9 protein-coding genes are annotated in these 12,133 nt (G+C 63.7%); all 9 read left to right on the plus strand.

The window, feature by feature from the left end:
- The first annotated feature begins 126 nt into the window (after nt 1-126).
- The 9 genes from clpB (at nt 127) to E4T66_RS04915 (ending at nt 12,102) form a co-directional block, all read left to right on the plus strand.
- Nucleotides 127-2,721 carry an ATP-dependent chaperone ClpB gene (gene clpB / locus E4T66_RS04875; RefSeq protein WP_136847780.1) on the plus strand — a complete coding sequence of 865 codons (2,595 nt, stop codon included), beginning with the start codon at nt 127-129 and terminating at the stop codon, nt 2,719-2,721.
- 269 nt (nt 2,722-2,990) lie between these two features.
- Complete coding sequence (locus E4T66_RS04880; RefSeq protein WP_136847781.1) at nt 2,991-3,248, plus strand: hypothetical protein; 258 nt, start codon at nt 2,991-2,993, stop codon at nt 3,246-3,248.
- Nucleotides 3,249-3,332: 84 nt separating this feature from the next.
- A complete protein-coding gene (locus E4T66_RS04885) occupies nt 3,333-3,575 on the plus strand; it encodes a FeoA family protein (RefSeq protein WP_136847782.1) in 243 nt (80 codons plus the stop codon).
- A gap of 6 nt (nt 3,576-3,581) precedes the next feature.
- Nucleotides 3,582-5,450 carry a ferrous iron transporter B gene (gene feoB, locus E4T66_RS04890; RefSeq protein WP_136847783.1) on the plus strand — a complete coding sequence of 623 codons (1,869 nt, stop codon included), beginning with the start codon at nt 3,582-3,584 and terminating at the stop codon, nt 5,448-5,450.
- Nucleotides 5,447-5,689 carry a DUF6587 family protein gene (locus E4T66_RS04895; RefSeq protein ID WP_136847784.1) on the plus strand — a complete coding sequence of 81 codons (243 nt, stop codon included), beginning with the start codon at nt 5,447-5,449 and terminating at the stop codon, nt 5,687-5,689. The genes feoB and E4T66_RS04895 overlap by 4 nt, the downstream gene beginning before the upstream one ends.
- Before the next feature lie 117 nt (nt 5,690-5,806).
- On the plus strand, nt 5,807-9,217 hold the full coding sequence (mfd, locus tag E4T66_RS04900; protein ID WP_248679439.1) for a transcription-repair coupling factor: 3,411 nt from the start codon (nt 5,807-5,809) through the stop codon (nt 9,215-9,217).
- 14 nt (nt 9,218-9,231) lie between these two features.
- Nucleotides 9,232-9,861, plus strand: a complete 630-nt coding sequence (locus E4T66_RS04905) for a CsiV family protein (protein ID WP_136847785.1) — start codon at nt 9,232-9,234, stop codon at nt 9,859-9,861.
- Between the two features lie 26 nt (nt 9,862-9,887).
- On the plus strand, nt 9,888-10,418 hold the full coding sequence (locus E4T66_RS04910) for a hypothetical protein (RefSeq protein WP_136847786.1): 531 nt from the start codon (nt 9,888-9,890) through the stop codon (nt 10,416-10,418).
- Between the two features lie 112 nt (nt 10,419-10,530).
- A complete protein-coding gene (locus tag E4T66_RS04915; RefSeq protein WP_136847787.1) occupies nt 10,531-12,102 on the plus strand; it encodes a choice-of-anchor I family protein in 1,572 nt (523 codons plus the stop codon).
- Nucleotides 12,103-12,133: the final 31 nt, after the last annotated feature.

A 12,133-nucleotide genomic window follows, 5' to 3' on the forward strand; every position in this document is an offset into this window, starting at 1 on the left:
GCGGCAGGTGCGGGCACCCCCTGACGGCGAATCAACCGTTCGCCGGCGCGAAGACGGCCCGCTCTTGAAAGCGCAAACGCAGTCCGCAATTTGGAGAGCAGACCTCAGACATTTGGAACTCGCACCATGCGCATGGACAAACTCACAGGCCTGTTCCAGCAGGCCCTAGCCGACGCCCAGTCAATCGCCGTCGGACGCGATCATTCGGCGATCGAGCCCGAGCACCTGCTCAGCGCCTTGCTGCAGCAGACCAGCGGCACCACGTTGCCGCTGCTGCAGAATTCCGGCGTCAATATCGACCTGCTGCGCTCCAGGCTGGCCAAGGCGATCGACGACTTGCCACGCATTGGTCATGCCACCGGTGACGTCAACGTCTCCCAGGCGCTGTCGCGTCTGTTGAACCTGACCGACAAGCTGGCGCAGCAGCGCAAGGACCAATACATCTCGACCGAACTGTTCGTACTCGCCGCAACGGAAGACAAGGGTGCGATCGGTGACATGTTGCGCGCTGCTGGCGCGCGCAAAGAGCTGATCGAGAAGGCGATCGAACAGGTTCGCGGCGGTCAGCGCGTGGACTCGCCCAACGCCGAAGAGCAGCGCCAGGCGCTGGAGAAATACACGATCGACCTGACCGCCCGCGCGGCGGACGGCAAGCTTGATCCGGTCATTGGGCGCGACGAGGAAATCCGCCGCGTCATCCAGGTGCTGTCGCGCCGGACCAAGAACAATCCCGCGCTGATCGGCGAACCCGGCGTCGGCAAGACGGCCATTGTCGAAGGCCTGGCCCAGCGCATCATCAATGGTGAAGTGCCCGAATCACTCAAGGGCAAGCGCTTGCTGTCGCTGGACCTGGGCGCACTGATTGCCGGCGCCAAGTTCCGCGGCGAATTCGAGGAACGCCTTAAGGCCGTTTTGACCGACCTGTCCAAGCAGGAAGGCAGCATCATCCTGTTCATCGACGAAATCCACATGCTGGTCGGCGCCGGCAAGGGCGACGGCGCCATGGACGCCGGTAACATGCTGAAGCCGGCACTCGCGCGCGGCGAGCTGCATTGCGTCGGTGCCACCACGCTGGATGAATACCGCAAGTACATCGAGAAGGATGCCGCGCTGGAGCGCCGCTTCCAGAAAGTTCTGGTCGGCGAGCCCAGTGTCGAGGACACCATTGCGATCCTGCGTGGATTGAAGGAACGCTATGAGGTTCATCACAAGGTCGACATTACCGACGGCGCGCTGATCGCCGCCGCCAAGCTGTCGCACCGTTACATCACGGACCGCAATCTGCCGGACAAGGCGATCGACCTCGTCGACGAAGCCGCGTCCCGCATCAGCATCGAGATCGACTCCAAGCCGGAGGCGCTGGACCGGCTGCATCGCCGCCTGATCCAGCTGAAGATAGAACGCGAGGCACTGAAGAAGGAAGACGACGAAGGCGCGCGCAAGTCGCTGGCAGCGATGGAAGAAGAGATCGCCAAACTCGAACGCGAATACGCCGACCTCGAAGAAAAGTGGACCGCCGAAAAAGCCTCGGTCGCCGGTAGCGCCGGGACCAAGGAAGAGCTTGAGCGCGCGCGCCAGGAATACGAGGTCGCACTGCGCGCTGGCGATCATGGCCGCGCCTCGGAGATTCTGTACGGCGTGATTCCGGAGCTGGAAAAACGTGTGGCACAGGCCGCCACCAGCGCGACCGAGCCACAGAAGTTCGAGCTGCTGCGCACCAGCGTCGGCGAAGACGAGATCGCTGAAATCGTCGGCCGCTGGACCGGGATTCCGGTGTCCAAACTGCTCGAGGGCGAGCGCGACAAGCTGCTGCGCATGGAAGACGCACTGCACGAGCGTGTGATTGGCCAGGACGAAGCCATTGTTGCGGTGTCCAACGCGATCCGCCGCTCGCGCGCCGGCCTGTCGGACCCGAACCGGCCGATTGGCTCGTTCCTGTTCCTCGGCCCGACCGGCGTGGGCAAGACCGAGCTGTGCAAGGCACTGGCCTCGTTCATGTTCGATTCCGACGACGCGATGGTACGCATCGACATGTCGGAGTTCATGGAACGGCATTCGGTCAGCCGTCTGATCGGCGCGCCGCCGGGATACGTCGGCTACGACCAGGGCGGTTATCTGACCGAAGCCGTGCGCCGCCGTCCGTATTCGGTGATCCTGCTCGACGAGGTCGAAAAAGCGCATCCGGAAGTGTTCAACGTGCTGCTGCAGGTGCTGGATGACGGCCGCCTGACTGACGGCCAGGGCCGCACCGTGGACTTCCGCAACACCGTGGTCGTCATGACCTCGAACCTGGGCAGCTCGCTGATCCAGGAGATGATGAGCCAGGGCAACAATCAGGACTACAGCGCGATCAAGGAAGCCGTGATGGCCGTGGTCTCGCAGCACTTCCGCCCGGAGTTCATCAACCGCATCGACGAATCGGTGGTGTTCCATCCGCTGGGGTCCGGCAATATCCGTTCAATCGCCGCGATCCAGACCCGGCACGTGGTTGCACGCCTGGCTGAACGCGGCATCACGCTCACGATCAGCGACGCGGCGCTGGATAGGCTCGCGGCAGCCGGCTTCGATCCGGTCTATGGCGCACGTCCGCTGAAGCGCGCGGTGCAGGCCATGATCGAAAACCCGCTGGCGCGGATGATCCTCGACGGCCAGTTCGGTCACGGCGATACGGTCATGGCGGACGTCCAGGGCGACGCACTCACGTTCACCCGCAGCGGCTGAAGCGCTCTACCCCGCGTCCGTGCAGGGCTGCCAAACTGGCGGTCTTGCACGGACGCAACTCTGATACGCCGATACCCGGTGGAACCGTCTCAGCGCAGTGTGGGTCAGCTGGGCTTCCGGCTTCGCGATTCATCACCTGCGCATCGACGCCGTCACGCCATCGCAGGATCCGCGCGGAGAACGCCTATCCATCGCGCCTCACTAGACATGGGTCTGGCGCCGTCGTACACCACACTGCTGTCCTGGCCACCGCCACCGTGGAACTGGACATGTTCTCTCGGGGCGACCGTTACCTCGATGTTGATCTGGATCAGCGCACGAACCAGCCCGCAACCACTGAAATCAACGGCCGGATCACCTTGGCAGCACAGACCGGAAAATGGCTGGTCAATCTGGCGGCGCGCAATCTGACCGGCGAGGTCATTCTGGAGCAGGTGCTGGATCAGCCGCTGGCGCCCGGTAATTTCGCGGCAATCCGCAGCGATCAGGGACGGGTGCTGTCGGCAAATCTGGCCTTGACCTTTTAATGGCCGCCGAGCCGACGAGACAGCCCGCAACATCCGATGTATTATGAAAATGATTCTTATCTACCCTTTGAATTGCGGTCCCTGATGCGTCTATCCGAACTCCCCCACCACGCAGCCGCTACCGTGCTGCACGTCGAATCCGCCGGCGAAATCGACTCGATTGCGCATCGATTGCGCGATCTGGGTTTCGTGCAGGGCGAACCGGTGCGGGTACTGGCGCACGGACCGTTCCGGCGCGACCCGCTGCTGGTCCAGATCGGCTTCACCCGTTTTGCCCTGCGCCGCGCCGAAGCGCAGCGCGTGCATGTCGAACCGGCGCAGGCCTGAGCGGCGATGAACGCACCGGTCAGCGACTCGATGCCATCAGCACTGCACGGTGTGCTGCATGTTGCCCTGGTCGGTAATCCGAACTCAGGCAAGACCGCACTGTTCAATCGCCTGACGGGCAGCCGCCAGAAAGTCGCGAACTATGCCGGCGTCACCGTCGAGCGCAAGGAAGGCCGTTTCGCCGCACCGTCCGGCCGCACCATCCGCGTGCTCGATCTGCCCGGGACCTACAGTCTCAACGCCACCAGCCCTGATGAAGCGGTAACCCGCGATGTCTGCATGGGACGTTTTGACGGCGAGGCGCGGCCCGACCTGCTGGTCTGCGTAGTCGACGCCACCAACCTGCGGCTGCACCTGCGTTTCGTGCTGGAGCTCAAGCAGATCGGCCTGCCGATGGTGCTGGCGCTGAACATGTGCGATGTGGCAGCACGACGCGGCATCCTGATCGATACGGACAAGCTGAGCCAGCGTCTGGGCATGCCGGTGGTCGAAACTATCGCGGTCAAGCATCGCGGCACCGAAGCGCTGGTGCGCCAGCTCGACGCAGCATTGCCGGACCTGCCGCTGGCACCGGACGCAAATGCGGATCTGCACGTGCAAGTTGGACGCCTGCTGAGCGACTGCGTCAGCATTCCGCGCCGCACTGCACAGATCGACGATGCGCTGGACCGTGTGCTGCTGCACCCAAGCTGGGGCCTGGCGATCCTGACGGTGCTGATGTTCTTCATGTTCCAGGCGGTGTTCTCCTGGGCGGCACCGCTGATGGACGGCATCGACGCCGGCGTCGGCTGGATCGGCACCGCCGTTTCAACGCTGCTGCCGGACGGACCGCTGAAGAGCCTGCTGGTCGACGGCATCATTGCCGGTGCCGGCAGCGTCATCATCTTCCTGCCACAGATCCTGATCCTGTTCCTGTTCATCCTGATGCTGGAGGAATCCGGCTATCTGCCGCGTGCGGCATTTCTGCTTGATCGCCTGATGGTCGGCGCCGGTCTGACCGGACGCTCGTTCATTCCGCTGTTGTCCAGCTTCGCCTGTGCCGTGCCCGGCATCATGGCCGCACGCACAATCCAGGACCCGCGTGACCGTCTCGCAACGATCCTGGTCGCGCCACTGATGACCTGCTCGGCACGCCTGCCCGTCTACGCGCTGCTGATCGGCGCATTCATTCCACAACGTACGATCGGCGGCTGGTTCAATCTGCAGGGTCTGGTGCTGTTCGCACTGTACATCGCCGGCATCGTCGCGGCGCTGGGTGTCGCCTGGCTGATGAAAGCCCTGCGCAAGGACGACACCGAGCATGCGTTGCTACTGGAGCTGCCGAGCTATCGCATTCCGCATCCATTCGATATCTCGATCGGCCTGTGGGAGCGCGCGACGATCTTCCTCAAGCGCGTCGGCACCATCATCCTGTCACTGACGGTGCTGCTGTGGGTGCTGTCGAGTTTTCCGGCACCGCCAGCGGATGCCACCGGCGCCGCAATCGAGTACAGCCTCGCCGGCCGCATCGGTCATGCGCTGGAATGGGTGTTCGCTCCGGTCGGCTTCAACTGGCAGATCTGCATCGCCCTGGTGCCCGGCCTGGCCGCACGCGAAGTCGCTGTCAGCGCGCTGGCGACGGTGTATGCGCTGGCTTCCACCAGTGACGACGCCTCCGCACAGTTGCTGCCGATCATCTCCTCGCAATGGTCATTGGCCACCGCGCTGTCACTGTTGGCCTGGTACGTGTTTGCACCACAGTGCATCTCGACGCTGGCCGTGATCCGTCGCGAGACACAGTCGTGGAAGATGGTCGGCATCACTGCCGGCTACCTGTTCGGACTGGCCTATCTGGCCTCACTTCTGACCTACCAGATCGCACGGCTGCTGACATGAGCGCCTACGATCTTCTGCAGCTGGTCATCATTGGTGCCATTGTTGCCCTGAGTGCGTGGACCGCATTCGGCAAGCTCGCACCGAAACTGCGTTTGCGCCTGCTGGCGGCACTGGGATACCGCCCTGCAACACCCACCGCGGCATCCGGCTGCGATTCAGGCTGCAGCAGCTGCAACAGCTGCGGGGTCAGTCGTGCAGCGGTCGAACAACCGATCCGTTTCGACAAGCCGAAGCACTGAATTCACCGCTGCGGGGGTATCTCGCCGCAGCACTCGAGTCGAGGCATGAGATAATCGCCGCCCCATTCGACGCCAGGCGGCCGCAGCACCGCTGACTCCGCCGCCATCCAGACTTTCGTGAGCTTCTCTCCTCTCAAGCCAACCGCGGACGACGACAGCCTGTCGCACTGGCCGTCGCTGCCCGGCGCGACCGCCGCGCTCGCCGTCGCCAGCGCGGCAGCCCAGCATCGCAGCCTGACGGTCGTGCTGGTTGCGAATGAACAGCACGCCTACCGGCTCGAAGAAGAACTGCGCTTCTTCCTGCCGCAGGAGCTGGCGCTGCTGCATCTGCCGGACGCCGAAGTCCTGCCCTACGACCAGTTCTCGCCGCATCAGGAAATCCTGTCGCAGCGACTGTCAGCACTGCACCGGCTGCCGCAGCTCAGCCGCGGCGTGCTGCTGACTACCGCCGATCAGCTGATCCAGCGGCTGCCGCCACGCAGCTGGCTCGACAGTCGCGCGTTCCAGCTAGCGGTCGGTGAACGTCTCGATCCCATGCGCTTCCGCGAACGCCTGGTCGCCGCCGGTTATCAGTCGGTGTCAGAAGTCCAGGCGCAGGGCGAATTCGCCGTGCGCGGCGCGCTGATCGACCTGTTCCCGATGGGCAGTGATCAGGCCTTTCGCATCGATCTGTTCGATGACGAGATCGAAACTATCCGCACCTTCGATCCGGAAACCCAGCGCAGCCAGGACAAAGTCGACGAAATCCGTCTGCTGCCGGCACGCGAGTTTCCCACCGACAAGGCCGGCATCGAGCAGTTCCGTCGCCGTTATCGCGAGTACTTCCCGGGCGACCCGGCGCGTTCGCGCATCTACAGCGAAGTCAGCAAAGGTCTGATGCCAGGTGGTATCGAATCCTGGCTGCCGCTGTTCTTTGCCGAAGGCGCGCTCGGCACCGCCACGCTGGTCGACTACCTTCCGGCCGACAGTTTGCTGATCGCGCTGGATGATTTGCACGCCGCACTAGACGAGGACTGGCGCCAGATCACAGAGCGTCACGAGCGCTACCACGGTGATATCGAACGGCCGCTGATACGCCCGGACGATCTGTTCCTGCAACCCGGCGCGGCAATGGAGCGCATCGCATCGTTCAAACGCATCGACGTCGGCGCTGCCGCGCCTGACGCCGACGCAGCTCAGCTGGCGCCTGAAGGCGCCGAAGCGCTGCGTGAACTGCTGCGCAGCGGTAGCCACCGCGCCCTGCTGGTAGCCGAGTCCGCGGGACGCCGCGAAGCCGTGCTGAACTGGCTCAAGCCACTGGGCATCCTGCCGCGCAGCTACACCAGCTGGGCCGAGTTCGTCGCGGACGACAAGCGCTACGGCATCGTGCTGGCGCCGCTGCAGAACAGCTTCGTCCTGCCCGGCGATGGCATCGCTGTAGTCTCCGAAGCGCAGATATTCGGCCTGCGCGCACCGACGCAGCAGCTGCGCCGCAAGAACCGCATCCGCGACCCGGACACGGTGCTGCGTGACCTGTCGTCGCTGGTGCCGGGTGCGCCGGTGGTGCATGTCGAGCACGGCGTCGGCCGCTATCTGGGTTTGCAGACGCTGGATGCCGGCGGCGTCAGCGCCGAGTATCTGGTGCTCGAGTACGCCGGCGGCGGCAAGCTCTATGTGCCGGTGGCGTCGTTGAACCTGATCCACCGCTACACCGGCGGAGAACCTGACAGCGCACCCCTGCATGGCCTCGGCTCCGACCGCTGGGCGAAGGCGCAGGCCAAGGCGCGCGAACGCGCACACGACGTCGCGGCCGAGTTGCTGCAGATCCAGGCGCGGCGCATCGCCAAACCGGGAATGAAACTGGAGTTCGACGAGGCCGACTACCAGCTGTTCTGCGAGGGCTTTCCGTTCACCCCGACCGCGGACCAGCAGACCGCCATCGACGCCGTCCTGACCGATCTGCGCTCCGACAAGACCATGGACCGGGTGATCTGTGGTGACGTCGGCTTCGGCAAGACCGAAGTCGCCCTGCGCGCCGCTTTTGTTGCCGCACGCGGCGGCCGCCAGGTCTGCGTACTGGCACCGACGACCCTGCTGGTCGAACAACACGCGAAGAATTTCACCGACCGCTTCGCCGGCTGGCCGCTGCGCGTCGGCGCGCTGTCGCGCATGCGCTCGACCAAGGAACAGAACGCGATGCTGGCCGAAATGGCTGACGGCCGCCTGGACGTCGTCATCGGCACGCACCGGCTGTTGCAGCCCGATGTCCGCTTCAAGGATCTCGGCCTGGTCATCGTCGACGAAGAGCATCGCTTCGGCGTGCGTCACAAGGAACGCCTGAAGAACCTGCGCGCCGAAGTCGACATGCTGACGCTGACCGCGACGCCGATTCCGCGCACGCTGAACATGAGCCTGGCCGGCCTGCGCGATCTGTCGATCATCGCGACGCCACCGGCATCGCGGCTGGCGATCAAGACCTTCGTCTCGGAGTGGAGCAATCCGCTGGTGTACGAAGCCTGCCTGCGCGAACTGCGTCGCGGCGGCCAGATCTACTTCCTGCACAACGAAGTGCGCGATATCGAGAATTTCTCGCGCAAGCTGCAGGAACTGATTCCCGAGGGCAGCGTGCGCTATGCGCACGGCCAGATGCGCGAGCGCGAGCTGGAACAGGTGATGCTGGATTTCTATCACCAGCGCTTCAACATTCTGGTCTGCACCACGATTATCGAATCCGGCATCGACGTGCCGACCGCCAATACCATTCTGATCGACCGCGCCGATCAACTCGGACTGGCCCAGCTGCACCAGCTGCGCGGACGCGTCGGCCGCAGTCACCATCGCGGCTACGCCTATCTGCTGGTCCCGAGCCGGCGCGCACTGACCCCGGACGCCGAGAAGCGTCTGGACGCGATCGAGACGCTCGGAGAACTCGGCTCCGGTTTTGCGCTGGCAACCCACGATCTGGAAATCCGCGGCGCCGGCGAGCTGCTGGGCGACGAGCAGTCCGGGCAGATTTCAGAAGTCGGCTTCACGATGTACGCCGACCTGCTGGCGCGCGCGGTGCGCGCCATCAAGAGCGGCAAGCTGAACGACGAGCCATTCGGGCACGCCGCCTGCGAAGTCGATCTGGGGGCATCCGCACTGATCCCGGACGACTACATCCCCGACGTGCACACGCGACTGACCCTGTACAAGCGCATCGCCGAAGCCAGCGATGACGCAGCGCTGCGCGAACTGCGGGTCGAGATGATCGATCGCTTCGGCCTGCTGCCCGCACCGGCCGAGCGCCTGTTTGAAGCCGCCGAACTGCGCGTGCAGGCGCAGGCGCTCGGCCTGCTGAAATTACGCGCCGGCAGTGCCTCGATCACGATCGAGTTTGGAAAGACTCCGAATATCGATCCGGCCAAGCTGTTCAAACTGATCCAGGCACAACCCCGCAACTACAAGCTCGAGGGGCAGCAGCGTCTGCATCTGCTCGGCACGTTCGAAACACCGGAGCTGCGCGCAGAACGCAGCGCCGAGCTGTTGGCTAAACTGCAGCCGAGCTGACTCTACGGAATCCCATGATCACATCGCTCAGACGCCTGTTCTCCGCCCCCAATCGCGTCGCTGCAGCGCGCAATCGCGGCCTGCTGCCAGTGGCATTGGTGCTGGCGCTGCTCAGCGGTCCTGCGCTCGCCGAGGATTATCGGGTCGACCTGATCGTCTTTCTCGACAGCGCCAATGCCGGCGAAGCCGGTACCGCGCCGCGCGCAGTCGGCCTGAACGGAATTTCGCTGGATGACGCTGCCGCACTGGCGAGTGCCGGCATTCGGGTTCTGCCGGAGTCTGACTTTGCGTTGCAGGAGCAGTGGAATCGTCTGCGCAACGCCTCCCGCTTCAAACCCATGATCCGACTCGCCTGGATTCAGCGCGATCCACCATCCGCGCAGGGACCGGCGTTGCATCTGCGCTACGGTCAGCCGCTGGCCGTCGTCGGTGCAGATGGCGGGGCGCTGTATCCGGTCGACGGCATCGTCCGGTTGCTGATGAACCGCTACCTGCATCTCGACGCCGAGCTGCAGTACACCGCGGTTGGCAGCAGCGGCAATCCGGTCAGCTACCGGCTTGACGAAAAGCGTCGCATGCGGCGGGATGAGATCCACCACATGGACAGTCCGAAGCTGGGCATCCTTGCCAGGGTCAGCAAGTAACCCTGATGCAGTCCCGGAGACGCGCCATGCATCGAGTCGCGGCCATCGTCGCCATTCTGACGGCAATCCTGTTGTCGTCCTGCGCCGGGGTGTCGACATCGTCGACCCCACCGCCATCGACACCGTTCCCTCCGGAAGCCTGCGGCGTGGCATTTCCCGCCAACGCGCCCACGCTGAAGCTCGCGGCAACCCACGCAACGGAAACAGACACCGCACTGCCACCGCCACAGTCGCTGCGCATCGAGCGCTCCTTGATCAGCGCCGGGCGCTGGTTCGATCACGCAGACGGATGGTCAACGCTGGTGCTGCGTCTGCATTCGGATCATGCCGCCACGCTGTCGCTCTATCTGAACGAGGTGGAGATTCCACGTGACGCGCAGATCTGGGTCTGCTCTGCTGATGGACGCCAGCGCCATGGCCCTTATCGCGAAGCCACGGGAGGGCAGCTGTGGACCTCCGCGATCAAGGGCGACACGCTCGATATCCAGGTCTGGGCGCCAAGCTTCCGCCGCGTCGAGTTCCGCGGCCGCCTGATCGAGGCATTGGCGACACATTAGTTGCTGACGCGGCTGGGCCCACGCTGACCCGCGCAGCCACATCCGGCGCTAGCGTCAAGCCGTTGTCATAGTGTGACCCTAGGGTATCCGGCTGAATTCACGGAAACCCTTTATGCGAAAGCTTAGTGGCTTTGCTGCACTCCTGTTGCTTCCGGCACTCGCCGGCGCACAGCCTTCAATAGAACTCAGCGTGCTCGGACGTCATTCGACTGGCCTGTTCGACGCCGGCGCAGCTGAAATCCCAACATTCGATCCGCAAACGCAGCGCGCGTTCGTGGTCAACGTTGCCGATCACGCCATTGATGTCCTGGATCTGAGCGATCCCGGCCAGCCACTGAAGATCGCAGCTATCGACGTCAGTCCTTTTGGCGCCGCGGCAAACAGCGTCGCGGTCAGTCAAGGGCTGCTCGCTGCCGCAATCGAGGCTGAGGTCAGGACCGACCCAGGCGTTGTCGCCTTCTTCGACACCGCCACGCTGGCACTTAAAGGCACTTTCGACGTCGGCGCGCTCCCCGACATGGTTACGTTCAGCCCGGACGGCCGCTACGCAGTGGTCGCCAACGAAGGCGAACCCAGTGCCGACTACAGTATTGACCCTGAAGGCTCGGTCAGCATCATTGACATCAAGCGGCGGCGCATGCGGGCACGGCAGGTGCGCTTCGACAATATCGATCGCGGCCAGCGACGCCAGGTTCTGGAAGCGTCCGGCGTCCGCATCTTCGGACCTGGAGCCAGCGTTGCCCAGGATCTGGAGCCCGAGTACATCGCAATCAGTCCGGACAGCCGCTACGCCTATGTCACACTGCAGGAGAACAATGCCATTGCGGTGATCGATCTTCGGCGCGGCAACGTACAGGCCATACACGCACTTGGCCGCAAGGATCACCGGTTGCCCGGTAACGGACTGGATGCCAGCGACAAGGACGACGCGATCAACATCGCAAGTTGGCCAGTCCAAGGCATGTACATGCCCGACTCAATTGCAATGTATGTCGTGGGCAGCGAGCGCTATCTGGTCACCGCCAATGAAGGCGATGCCCGTGAATACGGCGATTATGTCGAGGAGGCGCGGATCAAGGATCTGCTGCTCGATCCAACAGCATTCCCCGACGCCGAGGCTCTTCAGCAGAACGATGCGATTGGTCGTCTGACGGTCAGCACGGCGTCCGGAGACATCGACGGCGATGGCGATTTCGATCGGCTCGATGTTTTCGGCGCGCGCTCGTTCTCGATCTGGACCGAGAGCGGCGATCTGGTCTACGACTCCGGTGACGCGTTCGAACAGATCACGGCCGAGGTGCTGACCGAGCATTTCAACGCCAACAACGACGGCAACAAGGCTGACAACCGCAGCGACAACAAAGGACCGGAACCGGAAGGCGTTGCGCTGGGACGTATCGACGGTCGCGATTACGCGTTCATCGGCCTGGAACGGGTTGGCGGCATCATGGTCTACGACATCAGCAACCCGATTGCACCGGAATTTGTGCAGTACATCAATCCGCGCGATTTTGATGTCGATCCCGAGGAGAATCTCGCACAAGCCGGCGATCTGGGACCTGAGGGTCTGCACTTCATCAACGCCGAAGACAGTCCCAATGGCCAGCCGCTGCTGATCGTAGGCAACGAAATCAGTGGCACCACCACGGTGTACCAGATCAATATCGGCGGCATCGACCTGTAAGTGCGATCAGGCAGGCCGGCGACATCGGTGT

It is taken from the genome of Sinimarinibacterium arenosum, assembly GCF_005047655.1.
Taxonomy (GTDB): Bacteria; Pseudomonadota; Gammaproteobacteria; order Nevskiales; family Nevskiaceae; genus Solimonas.